This is a genomic window from Salirhabdus euzebyi, from assembly GCF_014207435.1.
Classification (GTDB): domain Bacteria; phylum Bacillota; class Bacilli; order Bacillales; family Alkalibacillaceae; genus Salirhabdus; species Salirhabdus euzebyi.
Genome location: NZ_JACHGH010000010.1, coordinates 80,408 through 100,734 on the forward strand (window position 1 = coordinate 80,408; position 20,327 = coordinate 100,734).

Here is a 20,327-nt window from a genome sequence, read left to right on the forward strand (position 1 = left end):
TTTACATTCATGAGAAAATATTTTAAATTTACAGAAAATTCATTGTAATTAAGTAAATTTTGGTTTATAATCAAAAAAATAAAACGTTTTACTATTATTATCTTTAAAAAGTAATAAAACTCTTATTAGTTTTTATGTATTCGCTTACAATATGGTTTTTCTTATAAAAAAAACTAATTTTTTTAAATTAAATAGTGAAACGTTTTACTAATTTCCATTATAAAAAAGGAGATGGTCCATTGAAGCGTTTATATGGTGTTACAACAGCTATGGTTACACCCCTAGATGAAAAAGGCAATCCACAACTCGATCAGCTTGATCAATTAACCGAATTTTTGATAAGTAAAGGTGTACATTGTTTGTATCCACTAGGAACAACAGGGGAAATGCTTCGGTTGAGTGTTAAGGAGCGAAAAGCAGTTGCAGAAAGGATTGTTCAAAAAGTTGCTGGAAGAGTTACAGTCTATGTTCATGTAGGGGCAATGAAACAAGAAGATACAATTTCATTAGCCCAACATGCTCATGCAATAGGTGCAGACGGGATTGGTGTTGTAACACCGATATACTTCTCTGCTAGTGAACAAGAGTTGGAAGAATATTTTGTAAATGTTTCGTCAAGTGTTCCTGAAGATTTCCCTGTTTATTTGTATAATATTCCACAGTGTGCTAGCAATGATCTGTCAGCAAATGTAGCCCAAAACGTTGCCAATCGCTGTAAAAACGTAATTGGTATTAAGTACAGCTATCCGGACCTACTAAGGGTAAATGAGTACCTAGGTATTAATGAAGGACAGTTTTCCGTTTTACCTGGAGTAGATAAACTATTCTTGGCAGAGTTGGCTATGGGGTGTGATGGTGTTGTTTCCGGTGTATCTTGTGTTTATCCAGAGCCGTTTGTGGAATTGTACAATTCCTTTAAAAATAATGATTTAGAATCAGCAAGAAAGTTTCAAAAGTTAGCAATTGATATCTGTGAAACTTTAAAGAGTGGTAGTAATATGGCTTATTTTAAATCTGCATTAAAAATGAGGGGCCTAGATGTAGGCTATATGAAAGCACCTCAAATGGATTTATCTGAATCAGAAAAAAGCATACTTGAAGAGAATTTAAAAGAAATTGATAGTGTATGGACATTAAAAGCTTGAATTTTAGAATAGAATTTTATAATTAAAACGTGTAAATAGTGAAACGTTTTATCAAAGTGGAGGCATCATGAAAAATATAACAATTAAAGATGTAGCTAAACATGCAGGTGTGTCCATTGGGACGGTTTCAAAAGTACTTAACGAGAAAGGATATGTTGGGAAAGAGACAAGGAAAAGAGTCTCAGAGGCTATAAAAACACTAAACTATCAAGTTAATGCTAATGCTCGCAGTTTAAAGGCTATTAGAACGAAGAAAGTTGGCATGATTGTTTCTTACATATCCAATTATTATTTAATGTCAATAGCAAAAACCATTGAAGATACATTAAGAAGTATGGGCTGCCACATGTTAGTTATGAGTCATAATGAAAATGAACAGACAGAGAGAGAATTACTACAGTTGATTTTAGAACAAAGAGTTGAAGCACTTGTCTTAATTCCAACAGGTGCAAATAAAGATTTAGTTCAACTTGTAATCGATCAAAACATCCCAGTAATTTTAGTAGATAAAAAGGTTGAAGGAATCACTACAGATCTGATTGTGGATGACAATTACTATGGGTCGTATGAATCGATTTCATACTTACAATCACTAGGACATAATCGTATAGGAGTTATTTATGGCTTATTAAAAAATTCTGTAGGTAAGGAAAGGCTTGAAGGTGCTTTAGATGCAATAGAAAAACTTAATTGTTCATCTGATAAAAATCTCATTATGCCGGGCGACTTTAACGAGATAAAGGCTTATGAAAGTGCAACTGAGTTACTGTTACTCCCCAATCCGCCGACTGCTATTTATTGCTGTAATAACACGATGACAGTTGGTTTACTTAAAGCCATCAATGATAGAGGGTTAAGCATACCTGATGATATATCCGTAATAACCTTTGGGGATGTTGCCCAATGGGAGTTAGTAAAGCCACCACTTACGCTAATGACCCAGCCTCTTAAGAGAATAGGTGTGGAAGCTGCAATCCTGTTAAAAAATAGGTTAACGATGGAAGAAGATTATTCTCCAATACAACTAGTTATCAAACCAGAACTGCAAATACGTAGTTCTTGTGCAAAGCCGGCCTTTAAGCACTCTTAAGGTGAAATATACTAACAGTTTCCGTGATTAATCAATAATGAGGTTATACATCAGTTAATGTAAGCGCTAACAAAATAAGGTTTATGAAAACTTGAGTGTAGGATTATTCTTAGAGTCAAAAAATCAGTAATAACCTTCTATATTATTTTCAAACTATTTATCCTACTTGTATTATTTTTACTCTTTTTTATAGAAGGATTTATATAAAATAATTTGAAAGAGGGGAAAGAAATGAAAAAATGGTACTTAATGATTTTAGTTTTATTTATTGCGTTGTTGGCAGCTTGTAGTTCGGAAGCAAATAATTCAGGAGGAGAGAATGAAACAGAGGATAATACTCAAGACTCAAACGAAGAGTCAAAATATCCAAATAAACAAATTGAATTAGTTGTGCCATATTCTCCTGGTGGTGCTTCCGATATGGTTGGACGAACAGTAGGTTCTTTCATGGAGAAGGAATTAGGTGTTCCTGTAGTGGTTACTAATAAAACAGGTGGTACCGGTGCTGTAGGTATGTCTTATGTTGAAGGGAAAAACCCGGATGGATATGGAATTGGTTATGTTCCTGTTGAAATGTCTATGGTAAAAGCGCTTGGTTTTGCAGATGTTGAGCCTGCCAACTTTGAGTTGCTAGGAAGAGCTATTGTGATTCCAGCAGCAGTAACAGTCCCGGCAGATGCACCTTACGATACAATTGAAGAATTTATACAATACGCTAAAGACAATCCTGGTCAAATACGTGTAGGCAACTCTGGAACAGGTTCAATCTGGCACATTGCAGCTGCTGGACTTGCAGAAGAAACAGGTGCTGAGTTTAAATATGTACCATTCGATGGTGCGGCTCCTGCTGTAGCAGCTTTACTTGGTGGTCATATTGAAGCTGTTTCTGTTAGTCCGTCAGAGGTTAAAGCAAATGTTGATGGAGGAGATTTGAAGATTCTTGCTGTTATGAGTTCAGATAGAGACCCTACATTCCCTGATGTTCCAACATTAATTGAATCAGGTATTGATCTTGAAATTGCAGCTTGGGGTGGATTTGCTGCACCTAAAGGTATACCTGATGATGTTAAATCAGTCTTGGAAGAAGCGGTTAAGAAGGCAGTAGCTTCTGAGGAGTTCCAAACAGTATCAACCGAAAGAGGATTAAATGCATCATACCTTTCAGCCGAAGAGTTTACTGATTTTGCAAGTAAACAATTTGATTTCTATAACGAATTAATTCCAAATATGGACCTACAGTAATTCTCTTAATTCATTGGGAAAACAGAACAAAGTAGGTGATGAAAAATGAAAAAAGCGAATGTCTTGTTTGATATTGTGGTTATAACAATCTCATTGTTTTTCTTTAGTAAGACGTTTTCGTTTCCAGAAGGAATTGGTCAAGGCGGGATAGGTCCCGCCTTTTTTCCTAAAATTATTTTAGTTACAATAATATTTTTTTGTCTAATAGATATTTTAAAAGTTATTTTACTTAATAAAGTTCAAGAGGAAGGTAGACACTTTTTTGAAGGAATAACTAGGCATCATGCTATTAGCTTTTGTGTAGTTGTTGGGAGTATGATTCTCATGATATTTTTCCTTGGTAAATTACCATTTATCCTAATTTCTATAATTATGTTATTTATACAATTTATAGTTTTAAAATTAAAAGTTCTTACTTCTTTAGTGACTGCAGTGATATTAAGTATTTCGGTGTATCTTATTTTTGTTAAAGGATTTAGTGTCCTTCTATAAAGGGGGAAATATAAATTGATTGATGCTTTAATGCAAGTTCTCCAACCTTCTGTTTTTATGTATATGATTATCGGTGTAATATTGGGAGTGTTTATTGGAGCTTTGCCTGGCCTCACTGCCACAATGGGTGTAGCCATCCTTGTTCCTTTAACATTTTGGCTTCAACCTCAAGAGGGATTAGCAATGCTAATTGCTATTTATTGCTCTTCGATTTTTGCAGGAGGGATTCCAGCAATACTTATAAATGCACCGGGAACACCTGCCTCTATGGCTACAGCATGGGATGGGTATGAACTTAATAAAAAAGGGCAGACAGGTTTAGCGCTTGGTATAAACGCAATTTATTCCGCTTTGGGAGGGCTTGTTAGTACTATTTTTCTCTTAGTGGCAGCATTTCCAATTTCTAGAGTAGCTTTAAGTTTTGGCCCACCTGAATATTTTGCACTTGCAATATTTGGGTTATCCATGATGATTAGTGTGTCTGGGAAATCTATTGCAAAAGGTATGATAATGGGATTCATTGGGCTATTTATTGCCACAATTGGATTGGATCCAATATTATCGTATCCTCGCTTTACATTTGATAACCCGAACTTATTAGATGGGATTTCTTTTATACCTATTATGATTGGGCTTTTCGGTTTAGGAGAGGTGCTTTCTCAGATTTTAGAATCAAACAAGAAAGAAAAAGTTAAGAAAATTAAGGTTGGGAGAATAATTCCAAATAAACAGGAGCGAAAACAAATGAGGAAACCTTTTTGGTTCTCTTCTGCTCTATCGACAATAATTGGTGCTATTCCTGGTGCAGGCGGAGATATCGCTTCCCTTATAAGTTGGGAACAAAGCAAACGTTTTTCAAAAAAGAAAAAAGAATTTGGAAAAGGTTCCCTAGAAGGATTAGCTGCGAGTAGTACTGCTAATAATGCTGTTATTGGTGGAGCTTTTACGACCATGTTAACACTTGGATTACCAGGTGATAGTGTTACCGCCATATTAATTGGGGCTTTAATGATGTATGGCATGCAACCTGGTCCTGTACTTTTCACCGATCATGTGGATTTTGTATATGTCATAATTATTCTCTTATTTATAGCAAACCTGATAGTACTATTTGTGGGTCTTGCTGGTGCAAATTTATTTTCAAGAATTATGTTAGTAAAAAGGGAGTTTATTTGGGTAGCAGTAATTCTGTTTAGTATTGTTGGAGCTTATGCCTTAAATAACTCTTATTTTGATGTATGGGTTATGGTTGTCAGTGGTATCATTGGAGTAATTTTAAGAAAACTAGATTTCCCTTTAGGTCCTTTGATTCTTGCTTTAATATTAGGTCCTATGGCTGAATCTAATTTAAGACGTTCATTGTCAATGAGTCTAGATGGAACAGCAGCATATTTTTTTAGTAGACCTATTACTGTAACCTTACTTTCATTGGCAATATTATCATTAGTTTTCCCTGTTATAAAAAATGTAATTAAAAAGTACAAAACTAAAAATAGTTAAGCAGATTATACTGTCATACTATGATATTTGAGTCCATTCCTAACTTAAGGGGAGTGGACTTTCCTAATATTAATTTTCTTCATTCGATAGAAGTTTGCTAGAGTCTATTATCGAATTTGAATAATTCGTTTCATTATGAGGATTTTTCCAATTGTATAAAGTAATGGGAAATGAGGGTGTGAAAAATGAATGTACTCGTAGTTGGAAGTATAAATATGGATTTTGTAATGGACGTTAAAGAAATTGTGAAACCTGGCGAAACCACATCTAGTAATAACTATGAGATGTTTTATGGTGGGAAAGGCTCTAATCAGGCCGTGAACTGCGCAAACCTAGGTGCGGATGTATCATTTATTGGGAGCCTTGGTGAAGATGATTATGGACGGAGAATAATGAATCATTTCAACAAGGTAGGAATCCAAACAGAAGGTGTTTCCGTTAGATCACAAACAGGGATTGCTGTTATACAGATTGATTCAAATGGTGAAAATGCAATTGTTTTAGTGCCTGGTGCTAACTATAGTCTTACCGAAGAAGACGTCAAAATGAATGATTATCTTTTTAGAGAGTGTGATATTGTCTTATTACAATTAGAAATACCTATTCAAGTTGTAGAAAAAGCAGTTGATTTAGCTTGTAATTATGGGAAGAAAATTATCTTAAATCCTGCACCTGTTAAGAAATTGTCAAGCAATCTATTAAATAAAATAGACATTTTAACTCCAAATAAAATCGAACTAGAAGAATTAACCGGTATTAAGGTGAATTCCTTAGAAGATATTGTCAAAGCGGGTAGACTACTAATTAATAAGGGAGTTAATAAGATTATTACTACTCTTGGCAGTAAAGGATCCGTTTTAATAACTAAGGAGTCTTATCATGCTGTTCCGTCTGAAAAATGTTCTGTTGTGGATACAACTGGTGCAGGTGATGCTTATAATGCTGGTTTAGCGGTTGGATTAGTTCATGGTTTAAGTGAAATAAGTGCAATGGAATTAGCCACACGTGTTTCGGCTTTTGTAGTAGGAGAGAGAGGAGCTCAACCGAAAGTGCCTTCAATTAAGTATTTTCTTTCTACATAGCTTTTCATTAATTCTTAGTAGAGGTTTTAAAATTTAGCCTAAATGGTAGAGTGATGTTAATATACTCTACCATTTTTTCTTAGTGTTTTCCTCTGATGGGTTTAAATACCTAATCATATCCTCAAAAATTATTTTACCTTTTACAGTATTAACATAGTTGCTTATAAAGGCTTACAACCTTTCAAAGAGAAGATTCCTTTTTGACGTTTTATTATGGTGCTTTGAAATTTGATGTTTTTATAAATATCGACCTCAAATCTTCAAAAAATTCTTAAAAGTTCAAACTATTCATTGACAATTCGAACAAAAAAAGTTATCGTTTAAACATGAAATATGTTAAAAACCGCCAAAAAGAGATTGTAGAATTACTTAATCAAACAGAAAAAGTGTTAATTAGTGATTTGAGTGAACAATTTAATGTGTCAGAAATGACATTAAGGAGAGACTTAGAAGCTCTTGCCCAAAAAGGAGTGATCAAACGTATTAGAGGTGGAGCGGTTAAGGTAAATCAAGGGTCTTTTGAGTTGCCGTTTGAAATCCGTTATGACAAGAATCATGATGTAAAGGATAGAATTAGTGAAATTGCAGCTAACATGATTAAAGACGGAGAAACTGTTGTTATTGACACTGGTACAACAGCATTAGCTGTAGCCGAAAAGCTTAAGGAAAGAAATAATTTGACTATTGTAACATCCAGTTTGAGAGTCGCTTGGCTTCTAGCAGATTGCCCAAATATAAACCTAATTGTTACAGGTGGAGTTGTGAGAAATGGGGAAAGATCGCTTATTGGTGAATTAACCGAAGATGTTTATGATGTCTTCTTTCCCGATACTTTTATATGTGGTGTAGGCGGCGTGGATATTACAAGTGGCTTTACTGATTTTAATCTTGATGATGCACGAGTGAAAAAGAAGGCCATTCAAGCATCACAGCGTACAATAGTCGTGGCAGATAACAGTAAAATTGGGAAAACTGCTTTTGCAAAGATAGCCCATTTAGAAGAAGTAGATACATTGATTACGAATAAGATAGCAAATACAGACGTAATTAATCAATTGAAGAAAAATGACTTAACTGTAGTGTTAGCGTAGATTCGGATAGAGGCAAAATGCGTATGAACTTACATAACAGATACAAAGGCTAATACTTTTGAAAATAAGGTATCAATTTAAATATTATATAAATCTATCAACTTGGTTCAAGTGACCACAAGAAAGGAAGATTTTGTTATGACATGGATGAAGGAAGTAATAGGAACAGAAAAGGCAATTATAGCAATGTGTCATTTATTGCCGTTACCAGGTGATCCATATTTTGATAAGGAAAAGGGAATGGATTACGTAGTAGAAATGGCTCGAAAGGATTTACACGCACTTCAGGATGGTGGTGTAGATGCTGTCATGTTTTCGAATGAATTTAGCTTACCGTATTTAACGGATGTTAAAACGGAAACAGTAGCAGCTATGGCACGAATCATTGGTGAGCTTATGAGTGATATAAAAATACCATTTGGTGTAAACGTATTGTGGGATGCTAAAAAATCACTAGATTTAGCTGCGGCAACAGGTGCAAGTTTTGTTCGTGAAATTTTCACGGGCGTTTATGCTAGTGATTTTGGTACGTGGGATACTAACGTAGGAGAAACGATTAGACATCAATATCGAATTGGTGCCGAGAATGTTAAGTTATTATTTAATATTGTTCCAGAAGCGGCAAAATACTTAGCTGATCGAGATATTGAGAGTATTGCTAAGTCAACAGTCTTTAATAATCGTCCGGATGCCTTGTGTGTTTCAGGTCTTACTGCCGGTGCCCAAACAGATGCACAGTTACTGAAGAAAGTTAAAGAGGTAGTACCTGATACTGTTGTTCTTGCTAACACAGGAGTTAGATTATCAAACCTTGAAGAGCAACTATCTATAGCAGATGGAGCGGTGACTGGAACTACATTTAAATATGATGGGAAATTCGAAAATCATGTTGACGTTAAAAGAGTAAAAGAATTCATGGATAAAGTAAAACAATTTCGATCATAAACTGAAACGATTGCAACATTTCATTATAAAACGAGAGGTGTTCCTCTGTTACACCTCTCGTTTTGATAATTTTTAACACAATCACCCAGTGTTTTGTTTAATGCTAACACCGTGTACATTTCTTATAGACTCAGCCCTTAATAATTTGCATATATGTATAGATCCTTTTCTTACTTAACCCTAGTATAAATACTCATAATACCCTGTATAATAAAAGTTAGTTTAGTAGTTAAATTAATCAAAATTTTTATAATTTTGTTGACAATTAATTTCATTCATAACATAATATAACATAATCGCACATACAAATGTTAAAAGTTAACAACAAGTGTAATTCACCATACAATGGATGGAGTCAATATTAATTGTTTTTAAAAAATTTAACTATTAGGGACAACTTCAAAAAGTGTACCTTAATTTACTTTATACAAAGGGAGTGTATACATGGGGAATAAAATTATAGCGATTCCAATGGGGGATCCCGCTGGAATAGGTCCAGAAATTGCTGTAAAGGCACTAAGCAAAAAGGAAATTTATGATCAATGTTCACCTTTACTTATTGGTCATAAAACGGTTATCGAAAATGCGATGAGCATTACGAAAACAAAGTTAAAGATTAATGAAATTAGTGATCCTGCTGAAGGAAAGTATGAGTGGGGTACTGTCGACATCATATCACTTGATAACCTTGATATTTCTTCACTAAAATTCGGTGAGGTTCAAGCTCAAGCTGGAAAGGCAGCTTTTGAGTATATCGAAAGTTCAATACAATTAGCATTAGATGGAAAAGTAAGCGCTATAGCAACTACACCAATTAATAAAGAATCGTTGCAGGCAGCTAATGTTCCGTATACTGGACATACCGAAATGTTGGAAGCGTTGACAAATTCACATGATCCTCTAACGATGTTTGAAGTTCGTAATATGAGAATCTTTTTCCTTACACGTCATTTGTCTTTAAAGGATGCGATTGGCACGATCACAAAGGAACGTGTTTATGATTATTTAATCCGTTGTGATGAAACACTGAAAAAGCTAGGTATTGAGGATCGAGTTATTGCTGTAGCAGGATTAAATCCTCACTCTGGGGAGAATGGACTTTTTGGCAGGGAAGAAGTAGATGAAATTGAGCCTGGTATTGAGGCGGCAGTCAATAGTGGAATTAAAGCATTAGGTCCAGTACCGGCAGACTCTGTATTCCATCACGCGTTAAATGGTAGATACGCAGCTGTGTTGTCCCTTTACCATGACCAAGGACATATTGCAGCTAAAATGACAGATTTTGAACGAACTATTTCTATTACAAATGGTTTACCGTTTCTTCGTACATCTGTTGATCATGGCACAGCCTTTGATATTGCTGGTAAGGGAATTGCTAGTAGTGTAAGTATGGAAGAATGTATTAAACTAGCAGCTAAGTATTCTAAGGCTTTTTACACGGTTTCTTAAAGTAAGCGACCGTGTAAAGAATTTTTTTACCTATAAATCTCAGAAAATTCTGTTATGTGAGAGTTGTTGCTAAGTAATAGAATGGTAGATTTTTTAGTCATTATTCATCGCTAGTTTGGATGTTATTTTGATTCAACTAACAGCATTATTCACTCTTAAAATTAATTTCATTAAGGAGATGTAAAAAATGGGAAGATTAGAATCAAAAATTGCAATTGTTTCAGGAGCAGGATCTGGAATTGGTAAGGCAACATCGCTTGTTTTTGCACAAGAAGGGGCACATGTGATTTGTGCTGATATTAATATGGAAGCTGCAGAGGCTGTTGTAAAAGAAATTAAAGAAAACAATGGTGAAGCAACTGCGTTATATGTAGACGTAGCGGAGGAAAAGAGTGTTATCGAGTTTGCAGAGCAATGTAAAGAAAAGTTTGGTAGAGTAGATGTTTTATTCAATAATGCTGGTATCGACACTGCTGGTGGTAAGTTACACGAGTATAAAACAGAGTTATGGGATAAGATTATGGCCGTTGATTTAAGAGGAACATTCTTAGTAAGTAAATATATCATTCCTTTAATGTTGGACAACGGTGGTTCTATCATCAACTGTTCTTCTGTATCTGGAATTGGAGCAGACTTCAACCGCTCTGGATATAATGCTGCAAAAGGCGGCGTACACAATTTAACAAAGACTATGGCTATTGATTATGCAAGAGATGGCATTCGTGTGAATCAGATTGCACCGGGAACAATTGATACCCCATTAATTGAGCAAATTCTTGGAGTAGAAGGAGCTGAAAAGTTCAAAAAGTCCTATGAACTAGTTGATCCAATGGGTAGATTAGGTAGACCAGAAGAAGTAGGTAAAGTAGTGCTATTCTTAGCTTCAGATGATAGCAGCTATGTAACTGGCGAATCTATTTTAATTGACGGTGGACACATGGCTTACACTTGGCCTGGAGAGCTATTATCAGACATTAAATTATAATTCTTACTATTTAAAAGGGAGGAAAGATGATGGTTAACATTAAAAAGATCATTGATTTATCTCAACCTTTGTATCATAACTGTCCGGGATGGGCTACATATAAAATGACAACGGTGAATTATGAAGCAGTATATCCTGTCGACGGTTTTACTGCTGAAAGATTAGATTTAAATGTCCATACAGGAACACATATGGATGCACCATTCCACTTTTATCCAGACGGGAAAAAAGTAGACGAAATCCCGATTGGCCAATTTTTTGGTGAAGCTGTACCGATTAATCTATTTGGCATTGCACCAGAAGAACCAATTGGAAGAAAGCATTTAGAGCCATATGCGGATAAAGTGAAACCGGGTGACATCGTTTTACTTTGTACGGGATGGAGTGAAAAAAGAGGATATTCAAATGATTACTATTATGAGTGGCCTTTCTTATCTAGAGAGGGTGCAGAATGGTTAGTTGAAAAACAGGTTAAAGGTGTCGGTATTGATGGATTAAGTATCGGTGGATGGGCAGAAGGAAATGGTCCCCCAGCACATGAAGTTCTGTTAAGTAATGAAGTGTGGCCTTTAGAAGAACTAAATTTAACAGAAGAGTTGTTTACGGAAGAACGCTGGTTTTTATCTGCAGCCCCTCTTAAATTACAAGGTTTTGGCGGTGCGCCTGTACGAGCTGTTGCGATAAAGTTTGAATAAAATTTTTTCTGTAAATAAATGTAACCCCTTTCATAGAGTGATAGATTTTATTCTTTCATTAAAATTTAGGAGGGACGTCACATGGCCTATGTGTTAGGTATTGATATTGGTACGTATGAATCGAAAGGGGTGCTGGTAGACCGCTCCGGTAAGATTATCGTTACGAAATCAGTTCCTCATAAAATGGAAGTTCCAAATCCAGGCTGGGCAGAGCACGATGCTGAAGGTGTTTGGTGGAACGATTTTAAAGTAATAAGTAATTACGTCGTAAATGAAGTAAAGAAAATGGGGATTTTACCAAAAGATATATTGGCTGTTGGTGTAAGTTCTATTGGTCCAGCAGTAGTCCCGATTGATAAAGACGGTAATCCGTTAAGAAAAGCAATTTTATACGGAGTAGATACACGTTCTCATGAAGAAATTAATTTACTTAATGCCGAAATGGGAGAAGAAACCATTTTTGAAATATCTGGTCAATATCTTTCCGCTCAATCACAAGGTCCAAAAATTCTTTGGATAAAAAGAAATGAAGCGGAAGTTTATGAGAAGACCTACAAGTTCTTAAGTGGATCCGGTTATATCGTATATAAGCTAACAAGCGAAATAATCATCGATCGATACACGGCGGCATCCTATTCGCCATTAATGAATATTCACAAATTGTCTTGGGATCAAGAAGCAGTTTCGAAAATTACAGAGATAGAAAAGTTACCTGATTTGGTATGGAGTAATGAAATAATCGGTGAAGTAAATGAAAAAGCTGCATTGGAAACTGGTCTATTGCAAGGAACGAAAGTAATTGCTGGAACAGTAGATGCCTTGTCGGAGTCCATTAGTATTGGATCCATTAATCAGGGAGATTTAATGCTAATGTACGGAAGTTCCACTTTCTTTATTAACGTTACGGATTCCTTCAAAAAAACGAAAAAGTTTTGGCCTAATATTCATGGGGTGGAAGGACTTTATACGGTAACTGGTGGAACAGCTACTGCTGGATCTTTAACTAGATGGTATGTAGACGAGCTCATGCTTCAATTTAAAGATAAAGAAGAATTAAAAAACGTAGAAGTCTCCGACATGTATACATATATCACGGAGCAAGCAGAAAAGAGTCCGGTCGGATCAAATGGATTAATCACCCTTCCGTATTTTAGTGGGGAAAGAACTCCTATAAACCACGGTAATGCTAAAGGGATGATGTTTGGCCTTACTCTTCGACACACTAGTGCTGATATATACCGATCGCTCATAGAAGGCATTGCATTTTCCATCCGACATAACATTGATGAAATGAAAAAGCTAAACACTTCTATTAATAGAATTTTAGTAGTTGGTGGCGGAGTGAAGAGTAAGCTTTGGCTACAAAGTGTAAGTGATATTTGTCAAATAAAGCAAATTGTCCCGAAAACGATCGTTGGTGCTTCTTATGGAAATGCTTTTCTTTGCGCAATGGCATTAGGATGGTATTCCAAGCTAGAAGATATTGACCAATGGGTAGAAATAGCTTACGAGGTGGAACCAAAGCAAGAAAATTACGAAATGCTAGAACGTAATTATGAAAAATATAGAAAGCTGTATGAAAACACAAAATTATTAATGGATTAACAGTCGCAACAAGCTTATCACTTCATTCATTAGTAGGAGGAAAAAAGTGAGCAATATAAATAGATTAAAAGATAAACTTCAGCACCTAACATCAATCGTTGGACTAGCTGGACATGAGGATAAGGTTATCAATTATGTCAAAAACAGCATCCCCAATCATGACGTGAAGGTTGATAACCTAGGGAACGTAACAGTAAAACTAAATACAAGTAAAGATGAGGATCCTTTGCGAGTAATGGTTTTTGCGCATATGGATGAGCTAGGTCTTATTGTTAAAAGAATAGAAGAAAATGGATTTTTGAGAGTGGAACGTTTAGGTGGAATACCGGAAAAAAGCTTAGCTGGCCAATCCCTTGTGATCGACACAGGTGAAAAGCAATGGCAAGGCATTATTGGCACAAAATCCCATCATATTACTCCAGAAAATGAAAAATATTCAGTAAAACGTGTGAATGATATTTATGCTGATTTTGGTTTTCGTAGTAAAAAAGAAGTGATGGATGCTGGTATTAGGATTGGAACGCCGGTAGCTTATTCTAGGCAGTTTTTCAGTAATGATTCCATTGTTTTCAGTAATGCAATCGACAATCGTGTAGGATGTTTAGCTTTACTGGAATTGATTGAACGTTTGGAAGGTCAGCATTTACCTTGCGAACTATACATCGTGTTTTCCGTGCAGGAAGAATTTAATTTACGAGGCGTTTTGCCTGCTGTACGGGATATAAAGCCTCATGTTGGAATTACGATTGATCTTACACTGGCAACTGATACTCCTGATCTAGAAGGGGTAGCTGATATCCAATTTGGAGCAGGACCAAGCATTGCAACTTATACATTCCATGGTAGGGGAACATTGGGGGGATTAATTCCAAATCCTAAACTAGTCAACCATGTTAGGTTAGTAGCTAGTGAAAATGAAATACCTCTCCAGGATGCTGCGTTTATCGGGATGTTAACAGATGCATCGTTTGCGCAGTTAGAAAATGATGGGATTGCTTTCGTTGATTTAGGCTATCCGGCTAGATATACACATGCACCAGTCGAATCAGTTGATTTACATGATGTAGAAAAACTAATTCAGTTAACGGAGAAGTTAGTACATTCCTTTAATAAAGGCTTTAATGTGAAACGAGGATGATTTCCAAAAAGGAAATTTCCATATATAAAATGTTTTATATGGAAAAGAGGTGACTAGTAACTGTCAAACATGTTTCAAAATTATTTCCAAAAAAACTCTTAAGGGGAGAAAAAAATGAGAAAGAACAAATTATTTTTAGTGGGACTTTTAATGCTTATCATGTCCGTTGTACTTCTTGGCTGTAACTCTGATGCATCTGGTAATTCAGATGATGGTAATTCAAATGGTGGCAGTGATGATGGTAAATACAAAATTGCAACAGTTGTAAAGCTATCAGGTGTAGCTTGGTTTGACCGTATGGAAGAAGGTGTTGATAAGTTTGGTGAAGATACTGGTCATGAAACTTTCCAACAAGGACCTCAACAAGCGGATGCAGCACAACAAGTGCAAATTATTGAAGATTTAATTGCTCAACAAGTTGATGCTATTACAGTAGTTCCTTTCTCTGCTGAAGCATTGGAGCCTGTTTTAAAGAAAGCTAGAGATGCAGGAATTGTTGTTATTTCACACGAAGCTGATGGTATGGAAAACGTAGACTTCAATATTGAAGCTTTCAACAACTCTGATTATGGAAAATTCTTAATGGATAACCTTGCTGCAGCTATGGGTGAAGAAGGCGAATACATGACAACTGTAGGAAGTTTAACAAGTAATTCACATATGGAATGGGTTCAATCGGCTCATCAACACCAACTAGATAACTATCCTAACATGACAGCGGTAGTAACAGAAGTTGAGACTGGTGATGATTTGAATACTGCTAGTGAGAAATTCAGAGAAACTTTAAAAGCACATCCTGACTTAAAAGGTTTCCAAGGTTCAGCTTCAACTGATGCACCTGGAGCGGCTTTAGCTATTGAAGAATTAGGGCTAGAAGGTCAGATTTCTGTAGTTGGAACGAGTGTACCTTCTGTTAGTGGTCAGTATATTGAAAATGGTTCAATAAACGCAATTACTTTCTGGGATCCTGCTGACGCAGCATATGCGATGAACACATTAGCAGTTATGATTCTTGACGGTAAAAAAGATGAAATTCAAACTGGCTTAGATCTTGGTATTAAAGGTTATGACAGCTTAACTGTAAAAGATGGTAAATACATCTACGGTAATGCATATGTAAAAGTTGATAAAGATAACCTAGACGAATATAATTTTTAATTAAAAAAATCACTTAGGAGCATGTAAATACTTTCGTATAAGCGTGCTCCTAGGCTGATTACATATCTAAAATTTTTGTCGTTTCAACAGTTTTTTAACTCTATGTTCGTACCGAATGTCTAGTTGAAAGGAAGGTGTATTTCTCTTGGAACCTTTAATCGAGATGAAAGAAATAAGCAAAAACTTTGGTGGCGTAAAGGCCCTAGAAAACGTCAATTTAACTATATACCCTGGTGAAGTCCACTGTTTAGCAGGAGAAAATGGATGTGGAAAATCAACGTTAATTAAGGTTTTATCTGGAGTACACACACCTGATCATGGTGAAATATTTATTAATAAAAAAAGATATAAAAGGTTACACACCCAAGAATCAATTCAAGAAGGTATTCAAGTTATTTACCAGGATTTTTCTGTTTTTCCAAATTTAACGGTTAAAGAGAATCTTGCAATGGGTTATGAAATGTCAAACAACAAAAAATTGGTTAATTGGAAGTTGTTTGAAAAAATTGCCAAGCAAGCTTTAGAAACTATTGATGTAGATATTGATATTAATGAAAAAGTTGAAAACTTGTCGGTAGCAGATAAGCAATTAATTGCTATTGCCAGATCCCTTCTGTTTAATGCGAGGTTAATTGTCATGGACGAACCGACTACAGCATTAACAGACAAAGAAGTTCAATCGCTTTTTAATGTTATTAGTAATCTGAAAAGAAAAGGGATTTCTATTTTATTTGTAAGCCATAAACTAGAAGAAATCTTCACAATTGCAGAACGTGCCACTATATTGAGGAACGGTAAAAATGTGACCGAGCAACTCATAAGTGAATTAGACACAAATCAATTAATTTATCACATGACTGGTAGAGAAATTAAGGAAACAACATATGAATCTGAGTTTAATGAAAATCAGAAACCACTACTGAAATTGAAGAATTTTGGTTTAAAATATATGTTTGCAGACGTTAATTTAGAAATCTATCCAGGGGATATTGTAGGCGTAACCGGTACTCTTGGGTCTGGTAGAACGGAGCTTGCAGAGGCTATCTTTGGAATTGCAGCTTCAGACTCAGGAACTATGGAAATTAACGGAGAAGAAGCTAAAATTAAAAATCCAAGGCAAGCCGTTAAAAGAAAAATTGTATATGTTCCTGAAGACCGATTAACAAAAGGTTTAATTTTGGAACAGTCAATCGAGAGAAATATCATTATATCGACTGTTGAAAATTTATTGAAAAAATTTAGATTAATTAGTGATAACAAAGTGAAAAATTCCGTAGATTATTGGATAAAAAACCTAGGAATTGTAGCTAAGTTTCCGAAACGAAATGTAAGTGTATTATCTGGAGGGAACCAACAAAAGGTTGTACTTTCTAAATGGTTAGCTAGTGAACCTGATATATTAATTTTAAATAGCCCAACCGTTGGGGTCGACATTGGATCGAAGGAAGAAATACACGAGGTTATTAAAGAGCAGGCTAGAAAAGGTATGGGAGTTATTTTAATCTCGGATGATATACCTGAGTTAAAACAAAACTGCAATAAAATTGTAACGATGGACAAAGGTAAAGTAATTTCGATAGATCATATTAGTGAATATGCCATGAGTAGGTAGATTTTAATTATTAATGAGAGTTGGTGGACAATGAAACGAATATTGAAAACTAATGAATTCTATATAACTATCGTACTAGTATTATTAATTTTTTATATTGGAAGTCAAAATAGTACATTCTTTTCTATTAATAATTGGTTTGATTTAATTCGTAGTGGAATTGTACCTGGAATATTTGTCATTGGTACGTTATTGGTTTTAATTTCCGGTGGAATTGATGTATCTTTTCCAGCGATAGCAGCATTTAGTATGTATACGACTACCTCTATTATAACGAGTTTGGATTTTGATGTTCCTGTCATTTTTGCTTTTGTAATTGGAGCACTAATCGGACTATTTCTAGGATTCATTAACTCTATTTTTATCGCATTTTTAAAGTTACCAACACTTATTGTGACACTGGGAACTGCTTCCATCTATAGTGGTTTTCTATTAACATTTATCGATGATGGACAAATTACAAGGTTGCCAGAAGCTATGACAAATCTTTCAAAAACTAGAATTTTTGAAATCACCACAGACTATGGAACGATAGGTATACCAGTCGTATTTTTAATTACAGTAGCAATCGCCGTTTTAGGGTGGTTTTTACTAAAGTATACAATGATTGGCAGATCTATTTACGCTTTAGGTGGGGATGAGGTTTCGGCTGAACGTATGGGGATCTCTTCTGTGAAAATAAAAGTATTTGTTTACTGTTTCGTTGGTACTCTAGCTGGGATAGCAGGAGTTATCCATACAATCATGACTCGTAATTCAAACGCTAGTGATTTATTAGGTGGGGAACTATTAATAATTGCTGCTGTTGTATTAGGAGGAGCTAGAATTACTGGTGGACATGGAACTATTTATGGATCATTAATCGCACTATTATTGATCTTGATTATCCAAAATAGTCTTATCTTGTTAGGGATTCCTTCTTATTGGCAACGCTTTGTAATTGGTGCGCTAATCCTAATAGGTACTGGATTATCCGCAATTCAAGTAAAAAGATCGCTTGAGAAGAGAAATCCTATCATGACGGAGTAACATAATTCCTTTAGGTATGTTAATTGGAATTTAAATTGGAAGCTAGAACGGGTACAATGACTATGGCAGAGGGGTGTAAAGAATGTCTAACCCACTTCATGTTAATGAAGATAAAAAACAAGGACGTTTCAACTTAAACAAAGATTTTATTGATAAGTATGGTGATTTAACTTTATTGTTTTTTATAATGATTAGTGTTTTCGCGATTATGGCAATCATTAATCCTAATGTGTTTTTGTCACAAGGTATGATGCTTTCCATAGCAAACCAATTTCCTATTTTAGGATTATTAACACTTGCTATGATGTTTGCCATGGTTTCTGGGGGTATTGATTTATCCGTTGTTAGTACCGCTAACCTGTCTGCGATTATGGCATCAATCATAATGGTTCAGTATATTCCTGCGGATGCTTCTGCAGGTGTAACAACTCTTTATATTTTGTTAAGTATTGTTTGTGCATTATTAGTTGGGTGTGTTGCTGGATTATTTAATGGTATTTTGGTTTCCGTTGTTGGAATTCCGGCAATAATAGTTACCCTTGGAACGATGCAATTATACATGGGTATAGCTCTTGTATTGACGAAAGGAAAATCGATTGTCGGTTTACCAACAATCGTTTCAGAAGTAGGCGCAGGCACTCTTTTTGGGATTCCTTTTCCATTAATCATATTTATTATGTTTGTTATCTTCTCATACTTTGTTTTGAACTTGAGAGATTATGGACTAAAATTGCAAATGACTGGATCTAACCCTACTGCATCAAAATTCTCTGGGATAAATGTAACGTCTATTACGATAAAGGCGTATGTAATAAGTGGTCTACTTGCAGCAGTTGCAGGCTTGTTAATGACAGCAGCAACGAATGCAGCCAAAGCAGATTTTGGCACAACCTACCTTTTACAAGCAATACTAGTTGCTGTTATGGGTGGGGTCAATCCTTACGGTGGTAGAGGTAAAGTAGCTGGAGTGGTTATGGCTGTAATTACGATGCAAATTCTATCCAGTGGGCTTGGTATGCTTCAAGTGAGTAACTTTTTTAAAGACTTTATGTGGGGTACAGTATTAATCATCGTTTTATTGGCTAATTTATTTTACAACAAAAAGATAAGTAAACTATCTTAGGTATTTGTATTAATTGTTAGGTGATGACACGATTTAGTTTTTGATTTACCAAATAATATAAGAGGTACTTTTATGAAAAGGAGTATCTCTTTTTATTTGAATTGTAAGTTTGAATGATCGAACAAAATATAACAAAATGGATGTTAGATTTAAACAAACAATAAGTGAGGTCTGAAAATAATGCTACCTTTTGAAAGAAGAAAGTGGTTAGAGCAGCAGATTAAAATACATAAAAAAATTGACATTGAAGAGGTTTCATCACAGTTAGATGTATCTTCAATGACTATTCGGAGAGACCTTACAGAACTAGAAAAAAACGGTATAGTGATTCGAACACATGGAGGAGCTATTTCAGTAGATTCTGTTTCAGAAGAAATTCCTTACTCATCTAAAATGACTAAAAATATTGCAGAAAAAAAAGCGATATCACTTCAAGCTCTCCAATTAATTAAGGAAAATTCAACTATCATATTGGATTCGGGAACTACAACATTAGAGCTAGCTAAATTATTAAAAAACCGAAATGATTTAACTATTGTTACCAATGATGTGAAAATTGCTAATGAATTACTAGAAAGTTCAAATCATGTCATTGTAACTGGTGGTGAGTTACAACAAGGAGTTGGTGCTCTTTATGGTACAGCTACTCAAAATATGCTATCTATCATTCATGCCGACATCTTTTTCTTAGGGGCACACGCTATTGATTTAGATCATGGAGTTACAGCACCAACTTTTGAAAAGTCTTTAATTAAACAATTAATGGTTAAAGCCTCCGAAAAAACTTGGCTCTTAGCAGACTTTAGTAAATTTAATAAGAAAGCTTTCTCGAAAGTTTGTAGTCTAACAGAAATAGAAGGATTAGTTACGGATTCTAATATTAAACCCTCCATTGTAGACGAATACGGAACGAAAATAAAAATTATTTATGGGGAAGGTAATTAAT

At 35.1% G+C, this 20,327-nt stretch carries 18 protein-coding genes; all 18 read left to right on the forward strand.

The window, feature by feature from the left end; translation table 11 throughout:
• The first annotated feature begins 239 nt into the window (after nt 1-239).
• The 18 genes from HNQ94_RS15085 (at nt 240) to HNQ94_RS15170 (ending at nt 20,326) form a co-directional block, all read left to right on the forward strand.
• Nucleotides 240-1,145: a dihydrodipicolinate synthase family protein gene (locus HNQ94_RS15085; protein WP_174496971.1), complete on the forward strand. Its 906-nt coding sequence runs from the start codon at nt 240-242 to the stop codon at nt 1,143-1,145.
• 67 nt (nt 1,146-1,212) lie between these two features.
• Nucleotides 1,213-2,235: a LacI family DNA-binding transcriptional regulator gene (locus tag HNQ94_RS15090; RefSeq protein WP_174496972.1), complete on the forward strand. Its 1,023-nt coding sequence runs from the start codon at nt 1,213-1,215 to the stop codon at nt 2,233-2,235.
• 231 nt (nt 2,236-2,466) lie between these two features.
• Nucleotides 2,467-3,477 carry a tripartite tricarboxylate transporter substrate binding protein gene (locus HNQ94_RS15095; protein WP_246200033.1) on the forward strand — a complete coding sequence of 337 codons (1,011 nt, stop codon included), beginning with the start codon at nt 2,467-2,469 and terminating at the stop codon, nt 3,475-3,477.
• Between the two features lie 45 nt (nt 3,478-3,522).
• Nucleotides 3,523-3,969, forward strand: coding sequence for a tripartite tricarboxylate transporter TctB family protein (locus HNQ94_RS15100; RefSeq protein ID WP_174496973.1), 447 nt, complete (start codon nt 3,523-3,525; stop codon nt 3,967-3,969).
• Between the two features lie 15 nt (nt 3,970-3,984).
• On the forward strand, nt 3,985-5,469 hold the full coding sequence (locus HNQ94_RS15105; protein ID WP_246200034.1) for a tripartite tricarboxylate transporter permease: 1,485 nt from the start codon (nt 3,985-3,987) through the stop codon (nt 5,467-5,469).
• A 185-nt stretch (nt 5,470-5,654) separates the two neighbouring features.
• Complete coding sequence (gene rbsK / locus HNQ94_RS15110; protein WP_174496974.1) at nt 5,655-6,551, forward strand: ribokinase; 897 nt, start codon at nt 5,655-5,657, stop codon at nt 6,549-6,551.
• A gap of 326 nt (nt 6,552-6,877) precedes the next feature.
• Complete coding sequence (locus tag HNQ94_RS15115; RefSeq protein WP_174496975.1) at nt 6,878-7,642, forward strand: DeoR/GlpR family DNA-binding transcription regulator; 765 nt, start codon at nt 6,878-6,880, stop codon at nt 7,640-7,642.
• Between the two features lie 138 nt (nt 7,643-7,780).
• Complete coding sequence (locus tag HNQ94_RS15120) at nt 7,781-8,587, forward strand: BtpA/SgcQ family protein (RefSeq protein WP_174496976.1); 807 nt, start codon at nt 7,781-7,783, stop codon at nt 8,585-8,587.
• 444 nt (nt 8,588-9,031) lie between these two features.
• Nucleotides 9,032-10,036, forward strand: coding sequence for a 4-hydroxythreonine-4-phosphate dehydrogenase PdxA (gene pdxA / locus HNQ94_RS15125; protein WP_174496977.1), 1,005 nt, complete (start codon nt 9,032-9,034; stop codon nt 10,034-10,036).
• A gap of 187 nt (nt 10,037-10,223) precedes the next feature.
• Complete coding sequence (locus HNQ94_RS15130) at nt 10,224-11,021, forward strand: SDR family oxidoreductase (RefSeq protein WP_174496978.1); 798 nt, start codon at nt 10,224-10,226, stop codon at nt 11,019-11,021.
• Nucleotides 11,022-11,050: 29 nt separating this feature from the next.
• The gene (locus HNQ94_RS15135; RefSeq protein WP_217423890.1) at nt 11,051-11,716 is read left to right on the forward strand and encodes a cyclase family protein; all 666 of its coding nucleotides are present in this window, start codon (nt 11,051-11,053) and stop codon (nt 11,714-11,716) included.
• Nucleotides 11,717-11,797: 81 nt separating this feature from the next.
• Nucleotides 11,798-13,321 carry an FGGY-family carbohydrate kinase gene (locus HNQ94_RS15140; protein ID WP_174496980.1) on the forward strand — a complete coding sequence of 508 codons (1,524 nt, stop codon included), beginning with the start codon at nt 11,798-11,800 and terminating at the stop codon, nt 13,319-13,321.
• A 46-nt stretch (nt 13,322-13,367) separates the two neighbouring features.
• On the forward strand, nt 13,368-14,459 hold the full coding sequence (locus tag HNQ94_RS15145) for a M42 family metallopeptidase (RefSeq protein WP_174496981.1): 1,092 nt from the start codon (nt 13,368-13,370) through the stop codon (nt 14,457-14,459).
• 114 nt (nt 14,460-14,573) lie between these two features.
• Nucleotides 14,574-15,617 (forward strand): autoinducer 2 ABC transporter substrate-binding protein, encoded by a 1,044-nt coding sequence (locus HNQ94_RS15150; RefSeq protein ID WP_174496982.1) that lies wholly within the window; start codon nt 14,574-14,576, stop codon nt 15,615-15,617.
• Between the two features lie 145 nt (nt 15,618-15,762).
• Complete coding sequence (locus HNQ94_RS15155) at nt 15,763-17,229, forward strand: sugar ABC transporter ATP-binding protein (RefSeq protein WP_217423891.1); 1,467 nt, start codon at nt 15,763-15,765, stop codon at nt 17,227-17,229.
• Between the two features lie 30 nt (nt 17,230-17,259).
• Nucleotides 17,260-18,258 (forward strand): ABC transporter permease, encoded by a 999-nt coding sequence (locus HNQ94_RS15160; RefSeq protein ID WP_174496983.1) that lies wholly within the window; start codon nt 17,260-17,262, stop codon nt 18,256-18,258.
• An 82-nt stretch (nt 18,259-18,340) separates the two neighbouring features.
• Nucleotides 18,341-19,381 (forward strand): ABC transporter permease, encoded by a 1,041-nt coding sequence (locus HNQ94_RS15165; protein ID WP_174496984.1) that lies wholly within the window; start codon nt 18,341-18,343, stop codon nt 19,379-19,381.
• A gap of 180 nt (nt 19,382-19,561) precedes the next feature.
• Nucleotides 19,562-20,326 carry a DeoR/GlpR family DNA-binding transcription regulator gene (locus HNQ94_RS15170; RefSeq protein WP_174496985.1) on the forward strand — a complete coding sequence of 255 codons (765 nt, stop codon included), beginning with the start codon at nt 19,562-19,564 and terminating at the stop codon, nt 20,324-20,326.
• The last annotated feature ends 1 nt before the right edge of the window (nt 20,327 follow it).

Coding starts and splice junctions, on each gene's coding strand:
- HNQ94_RS15090 (WP_174496972.1), top strand. CDS start 1,213: ATGAAAAATATAACAATTAAAGATGTAGCTAAACATGCAGGTGTGTCC.
- HNQ94_RS15095 (WP_246200033.1), top strand. CDS start 2,467: ATGAAAAAATGGTACTTAATGATTTTAGTTTTATTTATTGCGTTGTTG.
- HNQ94_RS15100 (WP_174496973.1), top strand. CDS start 3,523: ATGAAAAAAGCGAATGTCTTGTTTGATATTGTGGTTATAACAATCTCA.
- rbsK (WP_174496974.1), top strand. CDS start 5,655: ATGAATGTACTCGTAGTTGGAAGTATAAATATGGATTTTGTAATGGAC.
- HNQ94_RS15115 (WP_174496975.1), top strand. CDS start 6,878: ATGAAATATGTTAAAAACCGCCAAAAAGAGATTGTAGAATTACTTAAT.
- HNQ94_RS15120 (WP_174496976.1), top strand. CDS start 7,781: ATGACATGGATGAAGGAAGTAATAGGAACAGAAAAGGCAATTATAGCA.
- pdxA (WP_174496977.1), top strand. CDS start 9,032: ATGGGGAATAAAATTATAGCGATTCCAATGGGGGATCCCGCTGGAATA.
- HNQ94_RS15130 (WP_174496978.1), top strand. CDS start 10,224: ATGGGAAGATTAGAATCAAAAATTGCAATTGTTTCAGGAGCAGGATCT.
- HNQ94_RS15135 (WP_217423890.1), top strand. CDS start 11,051: ATGGTTAACATTAAAAAGATCATTGATTTATCTCAACCTTTGTATCAT.
- HNQ94_RS15140 (WP_174496980.1), top strand. CDS start 11,798: ATGGCCTATGTGTTAGGTATTGATATTGGTACGTATGAATCGAAAGGG.
- HNQ94_RS15150 (WP_174496982.1), top strand. CDS start 14,574: ATGAGAAAGAACAAATTATTTTTAGTGGGACTTTTAATGCTTATCATG.
- HNQ94_RS15160 (WP_174496983.1), top strand. CDS start 17,260: ATGAAACGAATATTGAAAACTAATGAATTCTATATAACTATCGTACTA.
- HNQ94_RS15165 (WP_174496984.1), top strand. CDS start 18,341: ATGTCTAACCCACTTCATGTTAATGAAGATAAAAAACAAGGACGTTTC.
- HNQ94_RS15170 (WP_174496985.1), top strand. CDS start 19,562: ATGCTACCTTTTGAAAGAAGAAAGTGGTTAGAGCAGCAGATTAAAATA.